This window comes from Fictibacillus sp. UD (genome assembly GCF_043558025.1).
Classification (GTDB): Bacteria; Bacillota; Bacilli; order Bacillales; family Fictibacillaceae; genus Fictibacillus.
The window spans coordinates 411,846-438,487 of record NZ_JARUHH010000002.1 but is presented as its reverse complement, the minus strand read 5'-3'; the positions used below and the strand labels follow the sequence as shown (position 1 = coordinate 438,487).

Below are 26,642 nucleotides of genomic sequence, written 5' to 3'. Positions count from 1 at the left end.
TAATCGAGTGCGCTCCTTTTATAAATAATTATTATTTAACAACAAGTACAGGTTGATGTGCGTTAGAAACAACCTTTTGACTAACGCTTCCTAGTACTAGTTTTTTGAATCCGCTATGGCCTCGGTTACCGATGACGATGAGATCGATGTTATGGCTATCCGCATATCCACAAATTGTGGCCGGTGGGTCACCGTGCAGTATGGCTGTCGTAGTTTTTATATCAGGATCAACTCTTCCTAAAGCTCTGTTCATCGTCTCTTCACCATGACTTTGCTCCACAATTTCGGCTTCTCTTATTTCTACAGTCGTGCTAGCTGCGCCGCCTGGGTGAACACCGCCATACAGTGGAAGAGTCACTTCGTTGGTTACATATAGCAATGTTAACTCGGCCTCCATGTACCGGGCAATTTCATTTCCATTATGCAATGCTAAAAAACTTCCTTCTGAACCATCAACAGCAATAAGGATCTTGGAATATAACATCATTTGATCTCCTTTCATGCAGATTTGGTACCTTTTATTAAAAGGTTACCTTATAAAAACAGTACCCCTTGGAGCTTTATGTAAACAAATAGAATGACAGTCATAAAGATTACGACTATAAATCGGTGAAAAAAAACACTTACTCTAATTACACGGAGGTAACAATGAAACCAATCCTACTTGACTTCCCAACAGAATTCACAACCGATCGCCTGCTTATCCGCATGCCAATGCCAGGAGACGGAAAAGAAATGTATGATTCCTTGACCTCTTCAATCGAAGACCTTAAGCCATGGCTGCCTTTTGCCCACATGAATCAAAGTGAAGAGGATGTGGAAGCCAATATTCGCGAGGCACACTTAAAGTTTTTAAGCAGAGAAGATCTGCGCCTTCTCGTGTTTTTAAAGAAAACAGGAAAACTGATTGCATCATCTGGATTGCACCGTATTAACTGGGACATCCCGAAATTCGAGATTGGGTATTGGATCGATTCCCGTTATACAGGTAAGGGATACATGACAGAAGCCGTTCAAGGAATCACAGATTTTGCGGTAAACGAATTAAAAGCACGCCGCATCGAGATTCGTTGTGATACCCGTAATGTTAAAAGTGCAGCCATTCCCGAACGACTAGGATTCATGTTAGAAGGTGTGCTGCGAAACGACTCATTAGAAATTGGTTCAACTACGAAACTACGGGATACGAGCGTTTATGCAAAGGTATTTGAATAGCAGGAGGTTTTTCTCTTGATAAAAGCTGTATTCTTCGATTTGTATGAAACGCTCATTACAGAATGGGAAGATGGGAAGAAAAAAGCTACCTATTCTACCAAACTGCTGGGATTGGATCAAAGTAAGTTTAAAAGTGAATGGGATAGCCGCAGAGAGCTTCGCATGGACGGAACTTTTCCTGATCACCAAAGTGTCTTAAGGGATATTTTAAGTTCACAAGGGATGTCACCGAATCCAGAGGTTATTGAAAAAGTCCACCAAGCAAGAGTTTCAGCAAAGGCAGCGGCTTTTCAAGAGATCAGTGGTGAAGTGCTAGAACTGCTGCAATCCTTAAAAGACAGAGGATTAAAGCTAGGCCTTATCTCTAACGCAGCGCCAGAAGAAGTTAATGCTTGGAAATCATGCAATCTGGCAAACTATTTTGATGAAGTCATCTTTTCATATGAAGTAAGAGTTGCTAAGCCAACCCAAAAAATCTATCAAATAGCTTGCGAAAAACTGGGAGCATTAGCTCAAGAGTCAATTTTTATAGGTGATGGAGGAGCAAATGAATTAGTTGGTGCGGCCGAATTTGACATGAAGGCGTACCAAGCGACATGGTTTTTGCCAGATTCAATCAGTGACAAAATTACAGGCTTTCCGAAACTTAAAAACCCTTTAGACCTTTTAAAACAAGACAGGGTAAAGTCTACTCTGCGGGAATAAACAGATACAGAAAACTAGCATAGGTCATGAACTTTGCTAGTTTTCTTTTTTAGGTAACAAAGAACTACAACAAAAATATGCCATCAGACTCTATAATTCTGTTTTTCATTTTTTGCTCTAGTAAGAACTCTTTAACTTTCTGAAAATTCGTATAAATAGTTTTGGATAGGTGATAAGATGTTGCTTACTTAGACAAAAAAAGGAAAATGGAGGAATAACGATGAGAACAAAGAAGTGGGTTGCGATGGGGATTGCGGCGTCTTTAATTGCTGGAGCATTAGGATCGCCAGCTATGGCGGCGTCAGAAGATGTGAAGGTGAAAGTGAACAGCGAATCTGGAACACCAGCCTTCTTGGCAGGTAACTTATCAGCACCATCAAAAGCATCAGCACAACAAGTACTCTTTGATTACATGAACGGTCATAAATCTCTTTTTAAACTAGGAAACAAAAAAGCAGAAGAGTCGTTCTCAATCTTAGAAAGTACGAAAGAAGACGATGGCAACACGGTGCTGAGACTTCAGCAGGAATACAACGGAGTTCCCGTTTGGGGTTACACGCAAGTGGCGCACATCAATAAAGAAGGAGAACTAACGGTCATCTCAGGTGAAGTGGCTCCTGAATTGGACAAGCAGGCCAATCTCACAAAAACAAAACAAATTAGCGGTAAAAAAGCTGTGGGAATTGCAACAGCGGCACTTGGCTTCGATCCTCAGTTCGAGAAAACACCTAAAGCGGACAAAGTGGTGCTGATGAGGGATGGTACGGCGCATTATGCGTATCTCGTAAATCTAAATTTCCTCACACCTGAGCCAGGTAACTGGAATTATTTTATTGATGCAGCGTCTGGTAAAGTCCTTCACCGTTACAACGACATGCACGAAGTAACGGGAACGAACGCTACTGGAACGGGTAAAGGAGTTCTAGGCGATTCGAAAACACTGAACCTTACACTATCAAGCGGCAAGTACTATATGCAAGACAACACGCGAGGAAACGGGATCTTTACATACGATATGAAGAACCGTACATTCTTGCCAGAGCTCTTCCTGCCAGGAACTCTTTACAGCGGCACAGACAATGTATTTGACAGTTCGTACGACCAAGCCGTTGTTGATGCTCACTACTTTGCCGGTTTGACGTACGACTATTATAAAAATACGCACGGGCGAAATTCCTATGATAATAAGGGAGCACAGATCAAATCATCTGTTCACTTTAATAAAAACTACAACAACGCGTTCTGGAACGGTTCGCAGATGGTTTACGGTGATGGTGATGGAACAAACTTTATCGCATTCTCTGGGGGGATTGACGTAGTAGCCCACGAACTGACTCATGCTGTAACCGATACAAGTTCTGACCTCGTTTATCAGAATGAATCAGGGGCGCTGAACGAAGCGATGTCTGACATTTTTGGAACATTAGTAGAGTACTATGACGGCAAGAATCCAGACTTTGAAATCGGGGAAGATGTGTACACACCTGTGATAGCGGGAGATGCACTTCGTTCGATGTCAGATCCAGCAAAATACCAAGATCCAGACCACTATTCGGTTCGTTATACAGGAACTGGTGACAACGGAGGCGTTCATATCAACAGTGGAATTATCAACAAAGCAGCGTATCTCTTAAGTGAGGGTGGCAGTCATTATGGCGTTTCCGTTACTGGAATTGGACGAGCAAAGCTAGGGGCGATCTTTTACCGCATGAACACGGTGTACTTAACGTCATCCTCTAACTTCAGCCAAGCGAGAGCAGCGGCTGTTCGTGCAGCATCTGATCTTTACGGCTCATCTTCACAAGAAGTAACATCAGTGAATCAGGCGTTTAATGCAGTGGGCATTCAATAAGTTGTTAAAAGCTAGAACCAGATTGTGGTTCTAGCTTTTTTCAATAGTTAGCTTTGGAAGAAGGTCGATGATTGTAGACTCGTGGATTGGAGGCTGAAACTCGTGGATTGGAGGCTGAAACTCGTGGATTGAGGGCAAAAACTCGTGGATTGGAAGCCAAAACTAGTGGATTGCCTCTCATCAGAAGGGCTAATTACACCGATATAGAATAAGTAAAAGCGATAACTTAGCAAAAAAGGTTAAGAACGAATGAATGTTCGTGGATATGATAGATGTAGGGTAGGTGATGAGATGGAATATGAAGTTTGCATACAGCGGACACTGGATTATATCGAAGAGAATTTGCATGAACGCATGACATTAGAGGGGCTTGCAGAGCTCGCTTGCTTCTCACCTTTTCATTATCATCGGGTGTTTCAGTTTCTTGTTGGGGAATCCGTCATGGAATATGTGCGGAAGCGAAGGCTCTCGCACGCGGCACAACGTTTATTGCAATCCGACGATAAAGTAATTGATATCGCATTTGATCTAGGGTTTCAATATCATGAGTCGTTCAACCGTGCGTTTAAAAAACATTATGGCAAATCACCACGGGAGTATCGCAGTGCAACAGTTCATCCTGTCTCTCTTCATCAGAAAGCTTACCTGAATATGAATCACAATTTGGGAGGAATAAATATGGAAATGAAACTTATTAAAAAACCAGCACTCCACATCATTGGCTATGACTTAAATACACGCAACACAGACGGTGAAAACAATAGAGAGATTCCGAAGTTTTGGCAGCATTATATTCAAAATAATCTCGGTGATAAGATTCCAAACCCACTCTACAAAAACCAAGAACTCGGATTGTGCACAGAATACAACACAACAACAGGTGAGTTTGTTTATATGATCGGGATGGAAGTGGCAAAAGGTACACCAGCTCCAGAAGGCATGTCCTATCGAACGTTCCCTGAAATGGAGTATGCTGTTTTCACAACACCAAAAGCATTAGAGGAAAACTTCGTGCAATCCATCCAACAAACATGGGTGGAGATTTTCTCGAAATGGTTCCCGGACTCTGGCTATGAGCATGATGGCACAGTAGAGTTCGAGCTGTATGATGAGCGCTGCTATGGGAAAGAAAACAAACAGATCGATATCTACATCCCTGTTGTAAAAAAAGCTGTAAAAGTTAAATAATGTCGTGAAACCCTTTTTGCTAAAGTCAGCAGAAAGGGTTTTTAAAATCAAACTACATAGAACATAAAAGGGGATTATCATGCAAAAAACAATTGTCAAAAGTACAACATAGAGAGCTGAAGATAAAAGATGCAAATGATCGTTATTAGTGGAGAATGAGCATTCTAAAAGACCAATATTTATCTGTAAATAGTATCTCGTGCAGATAAATGACTTATACAAAATTAATACCTGTAAAATTTTTAAAGAAAAATGGAATAATTACTCAATTTGAGGTAAGCCTAAAATCATACAAATAAAGGTTTGCCACTTGTTTCACACAAGGACGATTTTAATTAATCGTCCTTATTTTTTATTAACAAATACTACCTATCCCTGTAACGCATAAGAACGATTCAATGTGGAATTATAATCTTAATTCAACTAGGAGGTGAAAACAAAATGGCTAACACAAACCAATTAGTAGTACCTGGTGCACAACAAGCTATCGACCAAATGAAGTATGAAATCGCTTCTGAGTTCGGTGTAAACCTTGGACCAGACAGCACTTCTCGTGCTAACGGATCTGTAGGTGGAGAAATCACAAAACGTCTAGTTGCTCAAGCTCTTGGCGGAAAGCGCTAATTAATTTAATATCATGGCTCGGCTATCTGTTAATAGCAGATAGCCTTTTTGTTTTTTACATAAGAAACTCTTCTATTTGACATTAAAGATGAAGTATTTTATATTAGTTGACGTATCAATTATTGAGCTATCAATTAATTAAAGGAGGGGGATGTTATTGTCCAACTCAAATATAGAAGACGAGAAAATTATTACCAGGTTGTACGAGATCCATCGCAAGACAGCACCAAAGTTTGAAAGCTGTACCGGCATAAGCCAAACGCGTCTGGAACTTTTACATGAACTGTATGAAGTAGAAGAGATCAGCCAAAGAGCTCTTCAGAAGAAAGTGAACATCGACCATGCTGCGGTCACAAGACATCTTAAGCAACTCGAAGAAAAAGGGATGGTTATTCGACGGAAAGACCCTAAGGATCAGCGGTTTACGTACGTTTCTTTATCTGAGGAAGGCCGCACGAGAATCATTCACTATCGAGAAGAAAAAGAGAGGTTTATCTCAGGAGTCTTACATGACTTTTCAGCTGAGGAGAGAAAAGTACTTCTCGACATGTTAACGCGCATACAGCACAACATCGAAAAATACGAGTAACTCCAATACACCTAAGACGAAGACATAAAGGAGAATGAAACATGTTACAAACTAAAATTAATGACTTTAACGAAATTATCACAGGACGCCGTTCTATTCGTAATTATGATCCAACAGTAAAAATCTCTAGGGAAGAGATGAAAGAGATTCTGACAGAAGCTTCTCTTGCTCCATCTTCTGTTAACTTACAGCCTTGGCGTTTTGTCGTGATCGATACACCAGAAGGAAAAGAAACGTTAGCACCACTTGCGAAGTTCAACCAAAGACAAGTAGAAACTTCAGCTGCAGTCATTGCTGTATTTGCTGACAACAACAGTCTGGATTATTTAGAAAGAATCTATGACAAAGCGGTAGATGAAGGGCTTATGCCTCAAGATGTTAGAAATCAGCAAGTGCCAGCGATTCGTGGACTTTTAGAACAAATGACTCCAGAACAATTTAAAGATATGAATTTAATCGATGCAGGGCTTGTTTCCATGCAGCTTATGTTAGTAGCTCGTGCACATGGCTATGACACGAATCCAATTGGCGGTTATGAAAAAGCTCAAATTGCTGAAGCTTTCGGTTTGGATAAAGAACGTTATTTCCCTGTGATGCTGCTTTCAATCGGAAAAGCTGCGGATCAAGGCTATCAATCCGTTCGTCTATCCGTAGAAGAAACAACAGAGTGGAGATAAGAAAGGGGAGCGAATGAGATGATTATCATTCATGCAGGTTTAACTGTTTTAAAAGAAAAAGAAGAAGCATTTTTGGAAGAAGTAAAAACATTAGTTGAAGCTTCGCGTGCGGAGAGCGGAAACATTCAATACGATCTCATGAAAGACACGGAAAAAGAAGCAACGTATATGATGGTTGAAGTTTGGGAGAACCAAGAAGCGGTTCAAAATCATAACACGAGCGAGCACTTTGTGGCGTTCGGTGAAAAGGCACCAAGCTTTATGGCTGCTCCAACAGATGTGAAGATCTACGCAGGTGAGCAAGTAAAAAGATAACTTAAGACAAGAGGAAGGCATGTGATGTGCCTTCCTTTTATTATGCCGTTATTCAGCTTTTGTGTATTTGCGCTCTTGTTCAGCAATCAGCTCGTCATCTTCAGCATTGTCGCGTGTAACTTTTTGAGTAAGAATCGCACCAACTGCTACCAGAATCATAACCGCAATATAATACCCTTTTTCGTTCAACTGCAGATTGTCCGCGTTGTAAAGTCCGATACAGAACATGGATACACCCGCAATAAACGTGAAGTACGCCAAAACGGTAAATGCCGGCGTGTTTCTTCTTCTGTGTCGTTGCATATGTAGAACCTCCTTTACTTTTTTGATAAATAGATAAACATATATATGCCAAAAGCTAACTTCATTATAATCAATTTCCTTAATTTTCTTGTTCGCTATTTATCTTATTGTGCTTACTCGTACATAGTAAGGATTGATTCAGCCATTTTCTTTACATCTTCTATTAAAAAAGTGGGATGAATGATTCTTATTTGATCACCAAAACCTAAAATGTATTCTTTTGCTTCTTGTTCGGTATCAAATTTAAGTTTTACAGAAGTCCAACCATTCTCTAAGGGAGATTCAATGTTAAGAACTTGAACGAAGCGTCCTGTAAATGTAAGCCGCTGAATGATAGACGGGGAAGCTTCGACATCCACCTCGAATGTAGGCAGATTTTTAACAAAGCTTTGTTTAGACTGTTCCCAGTAGTCGGCAAGCTGAAAATCAGCGGGTCTATTGAATGTTTCGTTCGTTAATGAAGCAGTCTTTATTCTCGATGCCCTAAAGCTTTTAATCGTACTGTTTGACACCGCAATCAAATACCACGTTCGGCCTTTTGCGACTAATCCCAAAGGTTCAACGACTCTTTCTGATATTTCTTTGTTTCCTTTTTCGTATTTCATTTGCAGTTTTCGTTCTTCCCAGATCGCTTGCTGCAGAATATTGAGAAAGGATACTTCTTGAGAAGATTGTCTCCAAGTGTCTGTGTCGATATGGATTCTGTTCCACATATCGTTGGCTTGGGTTTGTAAGGCATTTGGAACGGTGGCTAAAAGCTTTTGCCGCGCTTCTTTCCAGTCTTTTGTGAAACCGAGGTCACTGAGCAGCTGAAAGGATGGAGAAAGAAATAGCGTCTTCATCTCATTTTCTTTTAGCCCAGTTAGTCTTGTTCTGTATTGATCAAGAAGTTTCCAACCGCCATGTTTTCCGCGTTCTGCCAAAACAGGAATACCCGCTGCACTTAACGCTTCCATGTCTCGGTGTATGGTACGTTCCGTGACTTCTAGTTCAGTCGCTAGAGCTTTTGTTGTCATCTTTTCATGATTTTGAAGCAGCAATAAAATGCTGATAAGTCGGTCTGCTCGCATTTTTTTTCTCCTGAATTTAAATATGACATTAGGTGTCAACTTTTCGAATTATACTTAAGATAATTCAAAAAAGGAGCGAATGCAAATGAAACCTTTAGAAGGAAAAGTTGCACTGGTAGCTGGAGGAACGAGAGGAGCAGGACGGGGAATTGCAATGGAGTTAGGAGCGGCAGGTGCAACGGTCTATATCACAGGTCGAACCACAAGCAAGGAAGTATCTGAATACGGCAGACCGGAAACGATTGAAGAAACAGCAGAACTCGTGAATGAACTTGGTGGGGTTGGTATACCCGTTCAAGTGGATCATCTTGTTCCAGAGCAAGTCAAATCATTAATTGAAAAAATTGAAAGAGAACAGGGAAGGTTAGATATTCTTGTGAATGACATTTGGGGAGGAGAATACTTGATCGAGTGGAATGCACCAGTCTGGGAGCACTCTCTTGAAAAAGGGTTGCGCATGCTGCGTTTGTCAATCGATACTCACCTGGTAACAAGTCATTTTGCTCTTCCACTTTTAATTAAAAGTGAGGGTGGATTAGTTGTCGAGATGACAGATGGAACCGAGAAGTATAATGAAAAATATAGGGTGTCTATGTACTATGATCTGGCGAAAAGCTCGGTAATACGAATGGCAAAATCATTATCGCATGAGCTTGAACCTTACAAGTGTACGGCAGTTTCATTGACTCCTGGATGGATGCGTTCAGAAATTATGCTCGAGACGTTTGGCGTAACTGAGGAAAATTGGCGAGATGCTTTAGAGAAAGATCCTCACTTTGGTATTTCAGAAACACCGCGCTTTGTCGGACGAGCGGTTGCTGCACTCGCCGTGGATGAAGCTCGACATGAGTTAAACGGTCAATCATTTTCAAGCGGTGAGCTTGCAAAGAAATATCATTTTTTTGATGTGGATGGCTCGCAACCAGATTGCTGGCGATATTTAGTGGAAGTAGTGGATGCTGGTAAACCCGCAGATACAAAAGGATACAGATAATGAAAGAAAAGAGGGAAACAGAAAAGGCGCATAGGCACCTTACCGTTTCCCTCTTTTAATTATCATATAGATGACAAAACTCAACCAACAAAAACAGACGATATAAATAACGATTGTCCACTTAAATAAGTCGATGTGGTATATTTTTTCTATTGAGTTTACAACGATCAGGATAAGGGCTAACAAATTTGAGAAGTGAAGGGGCCAGTTTTCTCTTTCAAAAGTTGAACCCTCTATTCTAGTTTGAATGTACAAATGAAAGCTCACTTGCTGTCTTAAGAAGTGGAATCAGATAATCAACCGAGCTGCGTTTATCATTATTAATGAAGTTCATAATGTATTGTGATTCGTTTTTAATCTTAACCATTTGTGCAAACTCTGGGACCTCATTTTTATCCATCATTTCCTCACAAAACGTCTTATACCTTTCTTCTAGCTGGTGAAGTGTTAAGTCGAGCTGAATATAATAGAGGACCGTGATAAAATCATAATTTCCGCCTGTTTTCACAAAACAAGCAGAGCAACTTGTCACGTTCTCATTTTCAATCCCCAGTTCTTCAGTCATTTCTCGTAAGACACTATTTCTTAATTCAAATTGATTTCCTTGAAGATCTTCTCTGCTTAAGCCGCCGCCAACACACTGCAGCCTGCCTGGATAAGCAGTATGATCATTCATCTCACCAAATACGAAGTAAGAATCTGAGGTTTCCACTAAGCCTGCCCCGTAAATGACTTTGCAGCCCTCATCACCAACTGGAGCATTTTTAACAGAAAAAAGATAATGGGCGTAATCAGTACTTTTTAAGTTTAGCTTAAGTTCTTTATCCGTTTCTTCAAGCACATCCACATGAAAAACTTCGCCTCGGGTGAAGCGGGAGTCTGAGTTAAATCGGGTCCAAAAATCTTCAACTTCAGCTTGAAATGGTGGTGATAGCTGAACAGTCTGATCATCCAATGAAAGTATTAAGGGTCTCGTAACAGGTTTAAGTATAACTGGTTTCAAATTGAACTTCCTCCAAACTTAAAACATATAAGGTCCAACAACTAATGATAGGAAAAAGGTATTCAGGACAGCAAAATAACAAATTGATGTTAGCATGCTCCAATCTTGTTTTTTTCCGAACCAAACAGCTGCGCCACTAAAAAAAGCAAGCGCAATCGGTATAGCAAATGAACTTCCCGAAAAGGTTAAGAAGTCAGGGGCATACATATAATAGTGAGTATTAAATAACTTCTGAATAAAGATGACCTGCACACCAAGAAACAGAGCAAGAATGGTGTACATCACGCGTTTATCCTCATCCTCCATGAGTTTTATTTTTGTCATGTAGATAACTACCGTAAAAAGAACAGAAGGAGCAATCCAATAGATAGAGCTCATCGCAAAGATCATAGCTTGGAATAAAGAAAGTATTGTTGCAGATGCAGCTTGTTTAAAATCCTCTTTCGTTACCGCTTGGCTTTTTTCAATTACGTCCTGTTTTGTTGAAGCCGCACTAAACGAAAACTCTTTGTTGCCGATCATGTTCATCCACATGATGGATTCGTCGCCAAGCCAATGTGCGTAAATGGACTGATGATTTGTTGTACTGCGAAGCTCTGTCATCCAAACATCCCCATCAGGACGAGCTTCATAAACATTCACTGCCTCTTTTTCATTTGATTTAAGCGCTCGGGTTGTAAATAAAATTTTTGCGGAATTGTTTTCATCAACACCGTATTCAATATACTTCGGGTTCGCCAGCTTTACACCGTTTTTATCCATGAACGTCATCTTGTTAAATTTCCACTCTTTATTCGTCCCTAATTGATTCGTTCCTTGATACACAGAATACGATTTTCCGCCAGAACTATTTTTAAAAAAGGAATAATAAATCGTTAAATCTTTACCGTTTTCAATAAAATAAAAGCCAAAATGACTCTCATTGAGTGCTTCATCTTTATTCAAAATGAGGTGAGTTCTGTACCCTGAGCGGCTATCTGCTTCATAAAAAATTACTTTAACATTCTTAGATTGTGCGGAAGTAATTCCGGTGGTCATAAAAGAATCGGATTGACTGTTTAATGCAATAGATTTTAAACGTTCATCTACTATATCAATGGATTTTACATCCCATGTGCCAATATTTACTTTAAGAATTTCATTTTCTTTAAAATAAATGATGTTGTTCTGATTGGAATCTATTCCCATAACATCTTGATCCAATATGTTTTCTTTTTTGCCGTCATAATGAATAAGCTGCTTGTTCTTTACAAAGACATAATCATTTCCATTAACCCAGAAATTTTGAGGACTTGGTATGGATACAGGCACTGTTTTTTTATCTGTTACCTGAAGGTTGTCTGTTACTTTAAAACTCAATACTTCATTATCTTTCGGAACATAAACATGCTGTGCTCCATTCTTTTCTTGAAAAACAGGCTTTACTTCACCGACGCTTTCGGTTGCGAGTGGCAATGATCGACTCCAGCCCTCATCAGGAAGCATTAATTCTATCTCTAAATTTTTCATGGTGAAAGCTGAAAATATCAATACAAAAAAGATGAAAGGTATCAAAAGTGGTTTTATCTTAATAGCAAATTTTTTCATGAACCGTTCCCCCTTAATGCAAAAATTCGACATCTGTCCATAATTTTCCTTTTTCAGGGTGATAAGAAGATGTTTGCAAATGTGAAGCATCATGATTTCAAAGTGTATTCAATGAATGTGAAAATCCTAAATCAAGCATCACCTAGACTTTCTATCTATTCCATATTTACTATAAATTTCCTTTTATCTGAGTGCAATCGGTATTCTATTACATAATTAGGTACTTTACTTTATAAAATGACCATCCTTAAGTATGATTGAATTTTCTGATAATAAAGTTACACTTACCTTATTATTACATAGGAGGTGTGCTTTTTTATGTTAGGGAGGAAAAAATGGATCTCGTCAGCACTCGTACTTTCCACGATAGCAGGTCTAACTCTTTCCACGTTAGAACCAGGATTTCATTCCGAAAGGGCTGAAGCTTCAGCTTTAAAGATTCAACCTCTAGAGTCGGTTTCTCTCGTTCAGCTATCAGTGCCGAACAACCAGAAAGCGTTGGACAAGCTGAGTGAACTTGGCATCGACCTCACCCACAGAGTGCATTACGAAAACGGGATGCTAGAGGTAGATGCAGTTGTAACACCATCCGAAATGGCCATGCTTAAGCTTTATGGCATCACAGTAAAAGATACCCTCATCACAGAACGTCAGCTTAACCAGCGCGCTGCAGAAAGAAGAACGGCAATACAACAAGAAAAACAACTGACCTCAGCCGAGGAAACAGTCACATTTCTCCGAGCAAATCACTTCACGAATCAATCCGACACATTTCTTTATGTAGAAGCAAAATCCACATCAGGTGCGACATCAAGTACAATCTTAACAGCAAAATGGACAGAAAATGGTGCTGAGAAAACAGCAACATTACAAAAAATTGAAGATGCAGGTGAATATCTGTATCACTCATTCATGCTGCCCGTTACAGAAATTCCAAGTGAAGTGACAATTGAGAGCTCACTCGGAGGCACTTCAACATCTAAAGTAACAGAATGGCTAGGTGCAGATAAACCGGACAAGCCGAAGAAACACTATGTAAAGAACTTTGTAGATCATTATATGGATCCTACCGAAATCAATGCACGAATTGAGAACTTGGTGAAAGAATATCCCGAACTTGCTGAGATTGTTGAAATGCCAAACAAAACGAACGGATACCGCCGTCAAGCTCAAGCAACAATTGGAACCATGCAGAATGCAGCAGTAGTTGTAACATCAAAAGCATGGGGGCATGAAGGTGGTAATGCGATATCTCTCGAGCTGAAGAAAGCTGGTGCTGCAGATGCGCCACTATCCGTTGGAACAAGCGGAAGTAAAATAATAGTTACCCTTGCAACGGATCCAGACGGTAATGCAAGAAGTACGGCTAAAGAAGTGGTGGACGTATTAAATGCAGAAGCTAGCAATCTAGTAACGGCCACAACTTATCGTAATAACGCGGGTAATGGAATCGTGGAGCCAGCGACTGCTAATCTATCTGATAACTTAAAAGCACCAGCTTCTGTATCGCGTGAACCTGCTGCTGTAAAAGCGATTCGAATTGGAAAACATCGTGATGGATCAAAGCCTGGAGTTCTCGGCTATTCACAAGAACATGCGCGTGAATGGGTGACACCTCTAGTGTCAGTTGAAACAGCCGAACGATTGCTCAGAAACTATGCCCATGATAAGGACACTAGGAAACTCGTCGATAATCTCGACATTTTTATCATTCCGTCTATGAATCCAGACGGTGCGCATTATAGTTTCTATGATTTCAACTCTCAGCGTAAAAACATGACAAATCACTGTTCACCAGCTCAGTCCGATAACGGGTACCGAAATTCGTGGGGCGTTGACTTAAACAGAAACCATAATGTTGGATCTGCGTTTGATGGATATGTTGGAGCATCTACAACTAATTGCTTAAGTGGAACATACGCAGGACCTAGTGAACACTCTGAACCAGAAAGCCGAAACCTTGTATGGCTGGCAAATCAAAATCCTAACATCAAGTTCGCGATGAATATTCACAGCTATGGCGGTTATTTCATGTGGTCACCAGGAGCGTATACACCAGAGCGAGAAACACTGCCGCGTCCGTCAGCTGGTGAAGAGGCGTACTACTGGCAAGCATCAGATCATATTTTAAAAGAAATCAAAAAGCACAGAGGTACGGTTATCCTGCCAAGCCGAACGGGACCGATCCCAGATGTTCTTTATTCAGCTGCCGGAAATTCCGCAGACTTCCTTTGGTATGAAAAAGGGATCTACGCATGGAACTTTGAAGTAGGTGCAGATCTTTGGAACAAAGAGACACAGCGATGGGAGCTGGTTGGATTCCAGCCGCCTTTTGAAGAAGGACATGAAGAGGCGATGGAATTCTCGAACGGTTTATTAGGATTGATTGATGTGGCTTACGAGTATTCTAGAGACAATAAGGCGCCAAAATCAAGCATTACACCGAACGGCGGCAAGCATGATGACATAGTAGAAGTGAGTTTCAGTACGAGTGAACCTGCAACAATCTACTACACGCTCGATGGCAGCCGTCCGACTTATGAGTCTCAAAAGCTGCAGCTCAGCGGAACGCGTGAAGGAGCAGAAACATTGACCTTTAATAAGACTACGACCCTAAACTGGTTCTCGGTTGATGCAAGCAGAAACGTTGAGAATAAGTATGAACCTGGAAAGAACAAGAAGTACAACAGTAAGACTTTTATTATTAAATAACTTAAGGAGGGGAAGGTGCATCTTCATGTGTCTTCCTCTTGCACTTTAACGGTTTGGGGGTTGGGTGATGAGCAGCATCGAATTTGTGTTGATGCTTTATTTAATTCCACTTTGTCTTGTTGCATTCTTAGTAAGTGCCGCTTTGCAATACCTTTTCCCACGCGTAAAACTGTATCTCATTGTTTTAGGTTCATATATCTTGATTTCACTTTATCTATGGTACCGTTCATGGATTGTTGATTGGGCGCTGCTATCTTTTGTCACTGGTTCATCCATGATTGCTATAGCTCTTGTTATGCTGTATATGAAGGTCTATCGAATGGCAGAAAAGAAAGCGAATGAAATGAATTGATTTTTACTGAAAGTTGATTGACATTTTTCGTTGGTAAAAATATACTAATACTGTAATTAGAAGTCATTTGGGAAAGGAACGGTACTACGCTGATGTGGAAAACTCTTATTTTCTTAGGCTAACTCTAAACTAGTGAGACCTGGAGAATAGGATAAGTCTGCCCATTTTGCGTACACACGTACCTTCAAATCCAATATGATTTCACACAAAGAACTTTTTGTTTTTGTGTTTATTTGGATACGTGTAAATGCATATTTGTGCTAACCAACCTCTCTGGGCTCCAGGGAGGTTTTTTGTTGACCTCCTGCATCCATACAGATAAAAGAGGTGAGCTGCATGACGATTGTATTACAAGTCAAAAAATTGCAGAAAAAATTTGGTGAACGAGAACTATTGAAAGAAATTTCATTTGATATACGGCAAGGCGAGAAGATCGGCCTTGTCGGATGGAACGGCAGCGGTAAAACAACGCTTGTCAATATGCTGATGGGGACTGTTGAATTAGATAAAGGATCGATTACAACATGGCCAGCCCATCTACACATGGGATATCTGCCGCAATCAACGGATTACATGCTGAATGTGGAAGAAGAAATGCGTAAATCAGCTGAGGATCTGTTGAAAACGAGTAAACAGCTTGGGCTTCAGAAGCACCTTTTGGAATCGGGAGAGTTTGGGCGCTTAAGTGGCGGCGAACGACTAAAGCTATCCATCGCTAAGATCTGGGCGAACCACCCAGAATTCTTGATTTTAGATGAGCCGACCAATCATCTGGATCTACAAGGCATCAGATGGCTAACAGAAGAAGTACGGCGTTATAGTGGTGCCAGCATCATCATCTCGCATGACCGTCATTTTCTAGATCAGACGGTGAACAAAATCTTTGAGCTTGAAGATGGTAAACTGACGATCTTTGAAGGAAATTATTCGGCGTATCGAGCAGAAAAACAGCGTCGTTATGAACAGCAAAAACGAGACTATGATAAACAGCAAAGAAAGATCGAGATGATTGAGCAGCAAGTGAACACATTAAAATCTTGGTCTGAAAAAGCACACCGTGAAGCTGGAAAAGGAGGGTCACTATCTGAAAATCGGCAGATGGGACTTCGTGAATTCGAACGGGCAAAAGCTAAGAAAAAAGATAATCAGGTGAAGTCGAAACTGAAGCGATTGAATCTGGAATTATCAAAGAGTGGCATTGATAAACCGAAAGAAGAGACAGATGTCTTTTTTCAGTTTGATGCTGCTGGTAAGAGAGGCAAACGACTAATTGAAGCACGCGGAATAGCGAAGCATTTTGGTGACCGTACGTTGTTTGATAAAAGTCACTTTTATATTAAGCATGGTGAAAGAATAGCGTTGCAAGGGGCAAACGGAGCGGGTAAGACTACTTTTATAAAAATGCTGCTTGGTATAGAGCCGATCACGCACGGTTCGATTTGGAAAAGTGACTCCATGAAAATTGCTTATCTTTCGCAGGATGTGAGTGATCTGCCAGAAGAAAAAACGGTGTATGAATACTTTGATTTAGAAGAGAAGCATCAAGTAACGCAGGCGAGGACGATCTTTGCGAACATGGGAATCGAGGATCAAAAACTCTCAAAGCCGATCCGACACTTAAGTTTAGGTGAGCGGACGCGCGTTAAACTGGTGCTGATGATTTTACAGGAATACGATGTACTCATTCTGGATGAACCGACGAATCACCTGGATTTGCCGAGCCGCGAGCAACTGGAGGAAACATTGTCACAGTTTTCAGGAACACTCATCATTGTTTCTCATGACCGCTTTTTCGTTGAAAAACTGTGTGATAAGCTGCTAGTTATTGAAAATCAGCAGATCAAGAGAATTGAGATGGGACTTAGGGAATACGAAGAACAGAAGCTGCGTATGTCAAATGGCGACGATCAGAACCAGGCAGAAGAATTAGCTTTAGTAGATAATAAGATCACAGAACTCCTCGGGAAGATTAGTTTTTGTAAGACGGGGACGGATGAATATGCTGAGGTCGATCAGGATTTGCAGCAATTAATGAAAAGAAAACGAGAGCTTAAACAAAAAGGTTAAGGATTATCAAAGCCAGGTGGATGAACCCGCTTGGCTTTAAGTATGAAATATGTAATTATGAGCGATTCCTTCTAGTGGTTCTTACTTTTCAAAAAAAACTTTATTCTTCATAGCTCTTTTTCCCTTTTTTAAAACACTTATAGGATGTATCAATCGTATAAGGGGGAAGAAGAAGTTGAGAGCAGGGAACATTCGTCAATTTGCTTCACTTAGCCAGTTTGAAAATGTAAAAGAATTCAACGAACATAAACGATGCTTTTTAGAGCAACACGCCTGTTTGTTTACAAAGTCAGAGTTCATGGCATTTGAGTTGCTCAGCCAATATAGTGTGGTCGTCCCAGGCGTAGCGAACGCAAAAATCGATACGCTTGTTGAGAAGAGTGCGGATAAAGATGGTGGCATATCGCGCGCTTCGTTTATCCGAATGCTGCGTAAAGCGAAGAATACTGGAATTTTAGTTGTACATAAAACGTATCGTGCAAGCGGAGGGTTTGCACATAATGTATTTGTCTTTCAGCGGTTTGATCCAGCGTGTGGAACGAAAGTGACCCAGCGTGCAGATAGTGAAACCACTAGTGAGAGTAAGGACGAGCGTGTGGAAATTGGGCAGGAAACTATAAATCTCTTTAAAAATCTAAAAAATAAAGATCTAAAGATACGTAAGGAGAACGTCTCATCGGACAACTCACCAAATCAGCCTTCTTTAGAAGACCTCGACGAATCCTTCACGCCAGATTCTGTTCCAAAAGACTTTATACATACGGTAAACCCTTTTTATAACACGGCTGTAGAGATCTATACCTTTTGGGAGAAAGCGAAATTAGCATATAACAAGTTCTGTTTTGAACGTCCGCTGGAATTTATGGTCTCCATAGTGATCGACGCCTTCAAAACAACCGTTTTTCACTACAAAAATAGAAAAATTAAGGCGACATTTATGCAATATTTTTATGGAACGCTAAAAGGGATGTTCACCGTGGAGAAAAGACGCGAACATATGGCGAAAGTACCTCGATACAACTGGCTGGATGACCATGAAAATGACTAATCACATAATTTTTAATGCGCATCACATAAAAAAGAGTAACGATCACATAAAAAATCGACCTCATCACATAAAAAAGGACTATAATCACATAATTCTAAATTTTTCATCAATAAACATTGAAATTTCAGATAATTAGTTTATACTCTCTTAAAAAGGAGAGTGACAACCATGAGATTTCTAGAGAAAGTTAGTAAAGCAGCAGGCAACACCTTTGCGGTTTGGGTGATTCTTTTTGCCATTTTAGCATTTTTTGTTCCAGGAGGCTTCACATGGATCGCTCCCCACATTCCATTGTTACTGGGAATTATCATGTTCGGCATGGGGCTAACCCTGTCACTAAATGATTTTAAAGCGGTGTTTCAAGCCCCGAAAAGTGTATTGCTCGGTGTGGCAGCACAGTATACGGTCATGCCGCTTCTTGCATTTGGACTTGCAACGGCATTTCAATTACAGCCAGAGGTAGCAGTTGGAGTGATCTTAGTAGGATGCTGTCCAGGCGGAACGGCATCGAACGTTATGACTTACTTAGCAAAAGGAAACACAGCCCTATCGGTTGCGGTAACATCAGTGGCAACACTGCTCGCACCAATCTTAACACCAGCACTAACGCTGTTGTTTGCGAGCAAATGGCTCCCCGTATCTGCGGGCAGCTTGCTGTTATCGATCGTTCAGATTGTACTCGTTCCCATTGTATTAGGTCTTGTTGTTAAACTTTTATTCCGTAAACAAGTGGAAAAAAGCGTTGCAGCACTTCCGCTCATCTCTGTTGTTGGAATTGTGGCTGTAGCATCTGCTGTTGTAGCAGCGAACGCAAAACAAATTGCAGAGACAGGATTATTGATCTTTTCTATTGTTGTTCTTCACAATGTACTGGGTCTATTAATTGGTTTCCTGATCGCAAAAGCACTAAAGCTGAACTTTGCTGATCAAAAAGCGATTTCTATTGAAGTTGGGATGCAGAATTCAGGTTTAGGTGCAGCACTTGCAATCGCTCACTTTTCACCATTGTCTGCCGTGCCAAGTGCGATCTTTAGTGTATGGCACAACATATCAGGACCACTGCTTGCGACATGGTGGGGGAAGAGGGCTGACCGTGATGCCGCACAAACTAGTACTCACACCACTCCATCTAAGGTGGTTTAAAGTTATTTATTCAATGTTTTCGGTCTTCATTCACGCAGTTTGCTAGCTTTTCCGTGCAATAAATAGCTTTTCCGCGCAGTCTGAAGCGTGGTGTCCATCTTCTTTAGATCTCAATCGAGGGATAAAAAGCTCTATTTGTAGTTAATGCCTACCAATAATATATTTGGGAGTATTTATATATAAATACTCCCTTTAACACATCTCACTTTAGGAATTTCAATTTGAGGAAACTTCCATTAGACGAAACTCTTGTAGCCGCTTATTTTTAAGTTCTGCCACATACATGTTTCCCTTTTCATCAACTGCTATATCGTGAGGGATTTTAAGTTGTCCTTCTTCTTTCCCCCAAGACCCGAAGCGTTCTATAACATCACCATTCTTATTTAAAATAATAATCTGGCTAGTAAGATTGTCTCTTGAACCATTTAAATAATCACCGCCATCTACTACATATATCTTTTTATCCTTTCCTACTTCGACACCAAACGGTCTGCCAATCGCAACATTATCCCACTCATCAATAGCATTTCCTTGACTGTCGAACACTTGGATTCTGGCATTATTGCGATCAGCTACATAAATATTACCTTCGTCATCACTACTAATTCCATGTGGTAAATTAAACTCACCTAGCTTATCACCAAGCTTATTTACTTGCCATTCTAATTTTCCATTTGAATCAAATTTGACTATTCTATGATTTCTGTAACCATCTGATACAACAAATGAACCATCATTCAAGACTGTTACATCTGTAGGTCTAGCGAATGTATTATCATTTATAAAAGTAGGGAAATGGGGCATTTTATTTCGAATCCGTAAACTCCATTCCAAGCCAAATGAATAATCATCGCCAAACGTTTGGAGAAGTTGCCCCTCTGGACTAAATTTAAATACCTTATTTAATGAGATATCTGTTACCCAAATTTGATTCTTGTTATCAATGTCGATACCATGAGGAGATTTGAACAAATGCTCTCCCCAAGTATTCTTAACCTTCTTCGTTTTTCCATCTAAAACAACTATTGTAGGTTCTGCAATGTAGTTGCTGTTTCCATATTGTCCACTCGCACGATGTAAATAGTATATGTCCCCCTTAGAGTTAACAGCAACTCCACTTCCTTCACCAGTAGCTTCTCGATCTGCTGCTAAAAGGATTGTTGCCTTATAAGATGCAGATTTTACGATCTCCTTAGGATGCGATTTATAAACTACAGTTGATTTTCCAAAACTGAAGATGACAATGAGGGAAAATGTTAATAATAGAACCAAAAATATAATTTTAAATTTTTTCACACTAAAATCCTCCTGATTAAATTAAGTTGCGTGTTTAATCTTACCTCCATTGAACTTAAGCTAAAATAGACTCTAGATATATTCGGTATACAACCTAAGACGTATACTGCATGTGAGTGCGGAGGTGAGCCGAGCGAGCGACCTAAACGGAGTAGACGTGAAAGCTAACCTTTAAGAAAAAAGGGTTAGCTTTTTCTCATCCGCCACCCTCACTTAAAAACCATGTCAGAAAATCTAACATGGGTGTAGAATCTGCGCCGAAACTGTATAGAATGAAAAGAAACAGTTAAGCAGGGGGCGTTCTTTATGGAAGAAATTATGTTTTCGTTAAACAGTGTCTGGCTTGTGCTAGGTGCACTTCTCGTCATTTTGATGCAAGGTGGGTTTATCTTACTTGAAGCAGGTTCGACACGAATGAAGAATGCCGGGCATATTGCAGGTAAAACGGTCTTTACGTTTGGATTGGCATCCATCGTATTCTGGGCTGTCGGTTATGGGTTTATTTTTGGAGGGAATTCTAATTTCTTTATTGGTTTGTCTGACTTTTTCTATTCAGGTGATCAAGCTGATGGTATGCCGTATTCAACGGCTGCATTTTTCTTATTCCAGCTTGCATTTGCAGGCATCTCGTTAACGATCGCGTTCGGCGGATTTGCGGAACGTGCGAAATTATCTGCATACCTTGTGTTTGCGATTCTATTTTCAGTGATCGTTTATCCGGTTGTTGCTCACTGGATATGGGGCGGCGGATGGTTAGCGGAACACGGCAAACAAGATTTTGCTGGTTCGACGGTTGTTCACTTAACAGGTGCGATGGCTGCTTTAGCGGCAACCATTTTACTGAAGCCGCGTATAGGGAAATTCAATAAAAATGGAACATCGAACAATATCTTTGGTCACAACCAAGTATATACGGCATTGGGTGTTATCGTTCTTTGGGTAGGCTGGTTTGGCTTTAATGGAGGAAGTACGTTTGTTGTAGATGATGGTTTCTTCGGATTTGTTGCGTTAAACACGAACCTTGCTGCTGGAGCAGGAGCGGTTGCTGCACTTATTATTTCGTGGATGGTTTTAGGTAAATCAGATATCCCTACGATTCTAAACGGTGCTTTAGCAGGACTTGTTGCGATCACAGCATCATGCGCTTTTGTTGAAACGTGGGCGGCAGTTCTCATCGGGTTCGTTGCAGGCATTCTTGTATTCTACTCTGTGAAGTTATTCGATAAATTAAAAGTGGATGATCCGATCTATGCGCTAAGTGTTCATGGAGCAGCAGGTATTTGGGGAACGTTATCAACGGGGCTTTTTGCAACACCAGAACTTGCAACGGTTGGTAAGCCAGGCTTGTTCTATGGCGGCGGCTTCTCACAGCTCGGTGTTCAAGCGATGGGTGTTTCCGTATCAGCGCTTTACGCGTTTGTCGTTTCTTTCGTTCTATTATACGCGATGAAAAAAGTGATGAAAGGACTTCGTGTATCTGAGGAAGAAGAGATTATCGGCCTGGATGTTAGTGAACACGGAAACTACGGATATCCAGAAGCGTTCATTACGAATGAAGAGAAAAACAGAATTGCAAATTAATCGTGATAAACAGCATTGGGGATCATTCCTCAATGCTTTTGTCACATAGGGTGTGTGGAAATGACTTATTCATCAATAAAAAAATGGCGTGACAGTGAGTGGGATAATCATGATCAATCGTCACAAGAGTTAAATGAGTTTCACGATGAGATCATGAAAAAAGTATTTGATGCAGCACTAGAAAAACAGTCAAGTACATGTGGACCGCCGCCTTGCAGCTATTCTTGGTTTGTTATGGGTAGTGCAGGCCGTTCCGAGCAAGCGATCATCAGTGACCAAGACCACGGGTTAATCTATGAAAAAGATACCGAAGAAGCGTTTCAATATTTTATGAAGTTCGGAAAAGAGCTGGCAGATGGCTTGAACGAAGTCGGCTATCCGTATTGTGATGGCAATGTGATGAGTTCCAATTCAGTGTGGTGCAAATCGAAAACAAAGTGGAACGAGCAGCTCTCAAAGTGGTTAAGAGAAGAAAGCTTTGAAAGCATACGATTCCTATTGATTTTTTATGATGCGCGTATGCTCAGAGGAGAGAAGGAATATATTGCTGAACTTAAACAGACGGTACACGACTATATCAGAAGTAATCCGTCTTTTCTGGAGAGGCTGCTAGAAAACACCCAGCATGTAAAGAAGGCAGTAGGATTTTTTCATCAATTTTTAACAGAAACACACGGCTCGCATGCAGGCAGCATCGATTTGAAACAATCAGGCTTTTTTCCGTACGTAAACAATGTCCGGCTCTTAGCGATGAAAGAAAGTGTCGATGCCACTTCAACGCTCTCAAGAATTGAGGAGCTTACAAAGCTTCCGAAATATCAGCAAGAGCTCAGTTGGTGCGCCGCAGAATTTAAAAAGCTTCTTCACTACAGACTTCAGTATCATAAGAAAATGACGGAAAACTATGATGATATTCACTATCTAAATATAAAAGAACTCAGCAAAGAAGAACGAAAAGACGTGAAACATATTTTGTTAAACGGTCAAAAACTACAAGACTATACACAGTCTGTCATTAAAGGAACGATGCACAGATGAGGATGAATCCGCTCATACAATTTATGAAACAAGTTCAGGGGAAAATAAACTCAAGCGTGTATGCATCGTTACAAGGACAATCGAGTCCGCAGCATGTCGCTTTTTTGAGACAGCTTGAAAAAGAGTTAAAAGTGGAAGAGAGCTTAGTTGTTCCGCTAAAAGAATTGAACGTCGTCGTGTTCGATTTTGAAACGACTGGCTTTTTTCCGGAACAAGGTGATGAAATTCTATCAATCGGAGCAATAAAGGTGAGAGGTGGTAAGGTCCAGCAAGAGGATACCTTCTATTCTCTTGTTCGTTGTACCCGTGAACTCACTCCAGAAATTAAAGAGCTTACGGGAATAGAAGAAAGCGATCTTGAATCAGCACCTGAGCTTTCAAAGGTACTGGTCGATTTTTATAATTTTGTAAAAGGAGCCGTGTTAGTAGCGCACCACGCCAGTCACGAAAAGAAGTTTCTGCAGCACTACAACTGGAAGCTTTTCCGAAGTCAGTTCAAACATCGGATCGTAGACACGTCATTTTTATTAAAACTCGCAGAACCAAATGTGAGCCTTGTTCGTTTAGAAGATTGCTGTGATCACTGCGGAATTCAGGTTGTTGATCGGCATCATGCATTAGGAGATGCGAAGATGACGGCGGAGCTATGGAGTATTTATGTTGAGAGAATACAAACATTAGGTATGAAAAACTTAAGAGAAGTCTATGAACGGCTATCTCGATAAAACAGCTGGTACCTTATCGCTAAGGAGCCAGCTGTTTTAGTTTCTCATATTAAATTGTGCGTTAATCTGACCGCGAATCATCTTGTTTCGTTCGTCACGTTTCTGTTTCTTCGTCAATTCCTTTTTGATTTCATAGGTTTGTACACCATCTTCAATCTGATCGGCAATCTCCATAAGCCGTTCGACGTCGGAAAACGAATACTTACGGGTTCCTTTTCCTGTTCTTTCGGGAAAAATAAGCTTTCTCTCTTCGTAGTACCGGATCTTACGCTCGGATAATCCGGTCAGCTCACTAATGATGCCGATCGACATGACTTTTTTATCTTTATAGGATGTTTTATCAACAGACATACCGCTCCTCCTAAACATGTGAATAAAGAACCTAACCGGACGATTATGAAATATTGTTATTTATTGTATCATATTTATGTTAGGTTTTCTTACATATATTTTATTCCAGTTTAAAATGATGGTGAGCACAACTTTATTCTATTCATCACTGTCCTAGAATATCTGTTAAGAAAGGGGGGCGAGAAATGGAGACTTTCGAGGCCATCATTAACAGAAGAAGTATCGGGAAAGTAAAAGATGATTCCGTCCCAAAATCCTTCATTGAAAAAATGTTAAAAGCCGCAACTTATGCTCCCAACCACTACCGAACAGAGCCGTGGCGCTTTTTTGTGTTAACTGGTGATAGCAGAAAGAAACTGGGTGAAGTGTTAGAGGGAATTACGAGAGCAGATAACACTGGTTTAGAACCTGATGAATTAGAAAAGAAAGCGGAGAGAGCACGAAACAATCCACTGCGAGCACCTGTCATTATCGCAGTAGGGGTGGAGCCGAGTGATAAGAAAAACGTGATTGAAATAGAAGAGTATGCTGCAGTTCATAGCGGTATCCAAAATATGCTGCTCACCGCGCATGAGTTAGGTTTAGGTACAATTTGGAGAACAGGTGCTGTAACGTATCATACAAAGGTAAAAGAATTCTTTGGATTGAGTACGAACGGCGCAATTGCGGGATTTATCTATGTTGGTTATCCGGATATGAGTATGAAACCAGTGAAGAAAACAGGATTTGAGCCTCATACGGTGTGGATGGATTGAGAGGGCAGCTATTAAAGCTGCTCTCTCTTTTTAAGGTTAATAGGTAAAAATAGAGTTGAATAAATATTCTGAACTATGACATAATAGACAAATATTATTTTGAAAGCGTTTTATGTAAGGGAGAAGGAGGAGCTGCAATTGAACAATGAACTGAAATTAAACAACGAACTTAAACACGCATCAATAGGTAACAATGTGTCACCTCCGCAATCACTCGGACAAAAATTAAAAATGATTGGACCAGGTTTCGTGGTAGCTGCTACTGGAGTAGGGACAGCAGATATGATTACAGCGATCGTAATCGGTACTTCATTTGGTATGACGTTTGTTTGGGCAATCATACTTGGGGCTATTCTAAAATATTACTTGAACGAAGGAGTTGGCCGCTGGTACCTTGCAACAGGACAAACCATCCTGCAAGGGTGGCATTCTATAGGAAAATGGGCAACTGGTTACTTCGGTGTTTACTCCGTTATATGGGGTTACATATACGGTGCGACGGCAGCCATGACATGCGGTTTAGGCATGCATGCGATGCTTCCGATTATGCCGATTTGGGCGTGGGCCATCGTACATTCATTATTAGGCTTTGCGCTAGTGTGGACAGGCCGTTACTTACTTTTTGAACGAATTATGACTGTCTTGATCGGCGTAATGTTTATTACGATTATTGGGACATCATTGCTCTTTTTACCTTCAATCGGTGAGTTTGCGGGTGGATTTGTGCCTCGAATGCCAGAGGGTTCACTCATGCTTGCTCTTGGATTGATTGGGGGAGTTGGCGGAACAATTACGATGGCCTCATATGGATATTGGCTTAGAGAAAAGAACTGGAAAGGAAATGGCTTTATTCCGATTATGAGACTGGATACTAAAGCGGCTTATGTCATTACGGGGATTTTCACGATGGCTGCTCTTGTAATTGGAGCTAAGTTTTTATTCGGAACCGATGTGAAACTTGAGGGGGACCAAGGACTTCTTAATTTAGCAGATCTGCTAGGTCAAGAGTTCGGAACACCTTTACGATGGCTCTTCTTAGTAGCTTTTTGGTCAGCGGCCTTTACTTCACTTCTCGGTGTTTGGAACGGGGTACCTTATTTGTTTGCTGATTTCTTAAGAACCATTCGGACAAAAAAGGCAGACTTAAATAACGTTAAACCTGTAACGGAAAAAGATAAGTCGTACCGTGCTTATCTGGCTTGGCTGACATTCCCTCCTATGCTAATTTTCTTTTTGGGAAAACCTGTTCAGCTTATCATCATTTACGGAGTATTAGGTGCATTGTTCATGCCTTTTCTAGCGCTCTCCCTTATTATTTTATTGAACTCTAAAAAAGTGGAAGCAGAATACCGCAACAAGTTGGTAACAAACGCTGTGTTAATTGGTTGTCTCGTAATGTTCGCTTATCTTGGAATAACAGAACTCCAAAAGCTGTTTTAAATGGAAGAAAGC

At 40.6% G+C, this 26,642-nt stretch carries 26 protein-coding genes; 19 read left to right on the top strand and 7 right to left on the bottom strand.

Going from position 1 to position 26,642, the window contains the following annotated elements:
* Positions 1–31: 31 nt before the first annotated feature.
* Positions 32–484 (bottom strand): universal stress protein, encoded by a 453-nt coding sequence (locus P8610_RS05940; protein ID WP_394603520.1) that lies wholly within the window; start codon positions 482–484, stop codon positions 32–34.
* 164 nt (positions 485–648) lie between these two features.
* Between P8610_RS05940 and P8610_RS05935 the strand changes: the two genes are divergently transcribed.
* The 8 genes from P8610_RS05935 to P8610_RS05900 all read left to right on the top strand — a co-directional run bounded on the left by P8610_RS05935 (position 649) and on the right by P8610_RS05900 (position 7,165).
* Complete coding sequence (locus tag P8610_RS05935) at positions 649–1,215, top strand: GNAT family N-acetyltransferase (RefSeq protein WP_394603519.1); 567 nt, start codon at positions 649–651, stop codon at positions 1,213–1,215.
* Positions 1,216–1,230: 15 nt separating this feature from the next.
* Entirely contained in the window at positions 1,231–1,920 is a 690-nt protein-coding gene (locus P8610_RS05930; protein ID WP_394603518.1) for an HAD family hydrolase, read from the top strand.
* 220 nt (positions 1,921–2,140) lie between these two features.
* Entirely contained in the window at positions 2,141–3,772 is a 1,632-nt protein-coding gene (locus P8610_RS05925) for a M4 family metallopeptidase (RefSeq protein ID WP_394603517.1), read from the top strand.
* Positions 3,773–4,063: 291 nt separating this feature from the next.
* Positions 4,064–4,960, top strand: coding sequence for an AraC family transcriptional regulator (locus P8610_RS05920; protein WP_394603609.1), 897 nt, complete (start codon positions 4,064–4,066; stop codon positions 4,958–4,960).
* A gap of 441 nt (positions 4,961–5,401) precedes the next feature.
* The gene (locus P8610_RS05915; protein ID WP_066392178.1) at positions 5,402–5,584 is read left to right on the top strand and encodes an alpha/beta-type small acid-soluble spore protein; all 183 of its coding nucleotides are present in this window, start codon (positions 5,402–5,404) and stop codon (positions 5,582–5,584) included.
* A gap of 157 nt (positions 5,585–5,741) precedes the next feature.
* A complete protein-coding gene (locus P8610_RS05910; RefSeq protein ID WP_394603516.1) occupies positions 5,742–6,173 on the top strand; it encodes a MarR family winged helix-turn-helix transcriptional regulator in 432 nt (143 codons plus the stop codon).
* 41 nt (positions 6,174–6,214) lie between these two features.
* On the top strand, positions 6,215–6,850 hold the full coding sequence (locus P8610_RS05905; RefSeq protein ID WP_394603515.1) for a nitroreductase family protein: 636 nt from the start codon (positions 6,215–6,217) through the stop codon (positions 6,848–6,850).
* Between the two features lie 18 nt (positions 6,851–6,868).
* The gene (locus tag P8610_RS05900; protein WP_394603514.1) at positions 6,869–7,165 is read left to right on the top strand and encodes a putative quinol monooxygenase; all 297 of its coding nucleotides are present in this window, start codon (positions 6,869–6,871) and stop codon (positions 7,163–7,165) included.
* 48 nt (positions 7,166–7,213) lie between these two features.
* Here the strand turns inward: P8610_RS05900 and P8610_RS05895 are convergent, their stop codons facing one another.
* Together P8610_RS05895 and P8610_RS05890 are read right to left on the bottom strand one after the other, a co-directional pair.
* A complete protein-coding gene (locus P8610_RS05895; RefSeq protein WP_066392185.1) occupies positions 7,214–7,468 on the bottom strand; it encodes a YiaA/YiaB family inner membrane protein in 255 nt (84 codons plus the stop codon).
* Between the two features lie 113 nt (positions 7,469–7,581).
* Positions 7,582–8,538 (bottom strand): helix-turn-helix transcriptional regulator, encoded by a 957-nt coding sequence (locus P8610_RS05890; protein ID WP_394603513.1) that lies wholly within the window; start codon positions 8,536–8,538, stop codon positions 7,582–7,584.
* Positions 8,539–8,623: 85 nt separating this feature from the next.
* On the opposite strand from P8610_RS05890, the gene P8610_RS05885 reads away from it, so the two are divergent.
* Positions 8,624–9,532 carry an SDR family oxidoreductase gene (locus tag P8610_RS05885; RefSeq protein WP_394603512.1) on the top strand — a complete coding sequence of 303 codons (909 nt, stop codon included), beginning with the start codon at positions 8,624–8,626 and terminating at the stop codon, positions 9,530–9,532.
* A 238-nt stretch (positions 9,533–9,770) separates the two neighbouring features.
* On the opposite strand, the gene P8610_RS05880 is transcribed toward P8610_RS05885, so the two are convergent.
* On the bottom strand, positions 9,771–10,535 hold the full coding sequence (locus P8610_RS05880; RefSeq protein WP_394603511.1) for a hypothetical protein: 765 nt from the start codon (positions 10,533–10,535) through the stop codon (positions 9,771–9,773).
* Between the two features lie 18 nt (positions 10,536–10,553).
* Positions 10,554–12,122, bottom strand: coding sequence for a hypothetical protein (locus tag P8610_RS05875; RefSeq protein ID WP_394603510.1), 1,569 nt, complete (start codon positions 12,120–12,122; stop codon positions 10,554–10,556).
* A 318-nt stretch (positions 12,123–12,440) separates the two neighbouring features.
* On the opposite strand from P8610_RS05875, the gene P8610_RS05870 reads away from it, so the two are divergent.
* From P8610_RS05870 to P8610_RS05850, 5 genes are all read left to right on the top strand, one after another.
* On the top strand, positions 12,441–14,834 hold the full coding sequence (locus P8610_RS05870; protein WP_394603509.1) for a M14 family metallopeptidase: 2,394 nt from the start codon (positions 12,441–12,443) through the stop codon (positions 14,832–14,834).
* A 67-nt stretch (positions 14,835–14,901) separates the two neighbouring features.
* On the top strand, positions 14,902–15,186 hold the full coding sequence (locus P8610_RS05865; RefSeq protein WP_394603508.1) for a hypothetical protein: 285 nt from the start codon (positions 14,902–14,904) through the stop codon (positions 15,184–15,186).
* Between the two features lie 336 nt (positions 15,187–15,522).
* Positions 15,523–17,253, top strand: coding sequence for a ribosomal protection-like ABC-F family protein (abc-f, locus tag P8610_RS05860; RefSeq protein WP_394603507.1), 1,731 nt, complete (start codon positions 15,523–15,525; stop codon positions 17,251–17,253).
* Positions 17,254–17,428: 175 nt separating this feature from the next.
* Complete coding sequence (locus P8610_RS05855) at positions 17,429–18,301, top strand: hypothetical protein (RefSeq protein WP_394603506.1); 873 nt, start codon at positions 17,429–17,431, stop codon at positions 18,299–18,301.
* Positions 18,302–18,469: 168 nt separating this feature from the next.
* Positions 18,470–19,444: a bile acid:sodium symporter family protein gene (locus P8610_RS05850; protein WP_394603505.1), complete on the top strand. Its 975-nt coding sequence runs from the start codon at positions 18,470–18,472 to the stop codon at positions 19,442–19,444.
* Between the two features lie 216 nt (positions 19,445–19,660).
* On the opposite strand, the gene P8610_RS05845 is transcribed toward P8610_RS05850, so the two are convergent.
* Positions 19,661–20,740, bottom strand: a complete 1,080-nt coding sequence (locus tag P8610_RS05845; protein WP_394603504.1) for a peptidyl-alpha-hydroxyglycine alpha-amidating lyase family protein — start codon at positions 20,738–20,740, stop codon at positions 19,661–19,663.
* 306 nt (positions 20,741–21,046) lie between these two features.
* Here P8610_RS05845 and P8610_RS05840 point away from each other — a divergent pair, with 306 nt between their 5' ends.
* The 3 genes from P8610_RS05840 to P8610_RS05830 are packed head-to-tail and all read left to right on the top strand — an operon-like array spanning position 21,047 to position 24,084.
* The gene (locus P8610_RS05840) at positions 21,047–22,321 is read left to right on the top strand and encodes an ammonium transporter (RefSeq protein WP_394603503.1); all 1,275 of its coding nucleotides are present in this window, start codon (positions 21,047–21,049) and stop codon (positions 22,319–22,321) included.
* A 60-nt stretch (positions 22,322–22,381) separates the two neighbouring features.
* On the top strand, positions 22,382–23,359 hold the full coding sequence (locus P8610_RS05835) for a DUF294 nucleotidyltransferase-like domain-containing protein (RefSeq protein WP_394603502.1): 978 nt from the start codon (positions 22,382–22,384) through the stop codon (positions 23,357–23,359).
* A gap of 56 nt (positions 23,360–23,415) precedes the next feature.
* On the top strand, positions 23,416–24,084 hold the full coding sequence (locus P8610_RS05830) for an exonuclease domain-containing protein (RefSeq protein WP_394603501.1): 669 nt from the start codon (positions 23,416–23,418) through the stop codon (positions 24,082–24,084).
* A 36-nt stretch (positions 24,085–24,120) separates the two neighbouring features.
* Here the strand turns inward: P8610_RS05830 and P8610_RS05825 are convergent, their stop codons facing one another.
* Positions 24,121–24,435, bottom strand: a complete 315-nt coding sequence (locus P8610_RS05825) for a MerR family transcriptional regulator (RefSeq protein WP_289496484.1) — start codon at positions 24,433–24,435, stop codon at positions 24,121–24,123.
* A 185-nt stretch (positions 24,436–24,620) separates the two neighbouring features.
* Here P8610_RS05825 and P8610_RS05820 point away from each other — a divergent pair, with 185 nt between their 5' ends.
* Together P8610_RS05820 and P8610_RS05815 are read left to right on the top strand one after the other, a co-directional pair.
* Positions 24,621–25,190 (top strand): nitroreductase family protein, encoded by a 570-nt coding sequence (locus P8610_RS05820; RefSeq protein WP_394603500.1) that lies wholly within the window; start codon positions 24,621–24,623, stop codon positions 25,188–25,190.
* 138 nt (positions 25,191–25,328) lie between these two features.
* A complete protein-coding gene (locus P8610_RS05815; RefSeq protein WP_394603499.1) occupies positions 25,329–26,630 on the top strand; it encodes an Nramp family divalent metal transporter in 1,302 nt (433 codons plus the stop codon).
* Positions 26,631–26,642: the final 12 nt, after the last annotated feature.

Excerpts from the sequence above, each read along its gene's own strand:
- P8610_RS05940 (WP_394603520.1), bottom strand. The coding sequence starts at position 484 with ATGTTATATTCCAAGATCCTTATTGCTGTTGATGGTTCAGAAGGAAGT.
- P8610_RS05935 (WP_394603519.1), top strand. The coding sequence starts at position 649 with ATGAAACCAATCCTACTTGACTTCCCAACAGAATTCACAACCGATCGC.
- P8610_RS05925 (WP_394603517.1), top strand. The coding sequence starts at position 2,141 with ATGAGAACAAAGAAGTGGGTTGCGATGGGGATTGCGGCGTCTTTAATT.
- P8610_RS05920 (WP_394603609.1), top strand. The coding sequence starts at position 4,064 with ATGGAATATGAAGTTTGCATACAGCGGACACTGGATTATATCGAAGAG.
- P8610_RS05915 (WP_066392178.1), top strand. The coding sequence starts at position 5,402 with ATGGCTAACACAAACCAATTAGTAGTACCTGGTGCACAACAAGCTATC.
- P8610_RS05905 (WP_394603515.1), top strand. The coding sequence starts at position 6,215 with ATGTTACAAACTAAAATTAATGACTTTAACGAAATTATCACAGGACGC.
- P8610_RS05900 (WP_394603514.1), top strand. The coding sequence starts at position 6,869 with ATGATTATCATTCATGCAGGTTTAACTGTTTTAAAAGAAAAAGAAGAA.
- P8610_RS05895 (WP_066392185.1), bottom strand. The coding sequence starts at position 7,468 with ATGCAACGACACAGAAGAAGAAACACGCCGGCATTTACCGTTTTGGCG.
- P8610_RS05890 (WP_394603513.1), bottom strand. The coding sequence starts at position 8,538 with ATGCGAGCAGACCGACTTATCAGCATTTTATTGCTGCTTCAAAATCAT.
- P8610_RS05885 (WP_394603512.1), top strand. The coding sequence starts at position 8,624 with ATGAAACCTTTAGAAGGAAAAGTTGCACTGGTAGCTGGAGGAACGAGA.
- P8610_RS05875 (WP_394603510.1), bottom strand. The coding sequence starts at position 12,122 with ATGAAAAAATTTGCTATTAAGATAAAACCACTTTTGATACCTTTCATC.
- P8610_RS05870 (WP_394603509.1), top strand. The coding sequence starts at position 12,441 with ATGTTAGGGAGGAAAAAATGGATCTCGTCAGCACTCGTACTTTCCACG.
- P8610_RS05865 (WP_394603508.1), top strand. The coding sequence starts at position 14,902 with ATGAGCAGCATCGAATTTGTGTTGATGCTTTATTTAATTCCACTTTGT.
- abc-f (WP_394603507.1), top strand. The coding sequence starts at position 15,523 with ATGACGATTGTATTACAAGTCAAAAAATTGCAGAAAAAATTTGGTGAA.
- P8610_RS05850 (WP_394603505.1), top strand. The coding sequence starts at position 18,470 with ATGAGATTTCTAGAGAAAGTTAGTAAAGCAGCAGGCAACACCTTTGCG.
- P8610_RS05840 (WP_394603503.1), top strand. The coding sequence starts at position 21,047 with ATGGAAGAAATTATGTTTTCGTTAAACAGTGTCTGGCTTGTGCTAGGT.
- P8610_RS05835 (WP_394603502.1), top strand. The coding sequence starts at position 22,382 with ATGACTTATTCATCAATAAAAAAATGGCGTGACAGTGAGTGGGATAAT.
- P8610_RS05825 (WP_289496484.1), bottom strand. The coding sequence starts at position 24,435 with ATGTCTGTTGATAAAACATCCTATAAAGATAAAAAAGTCATGTCGATC.
- P8610_RS05820 (WP_394603500.1), top strand. The coding sequence starts at position 24,621 with ATGGAGACTTTCGAGGCCATCATTAACAGAAGAAGTATCGGGAAAGTA.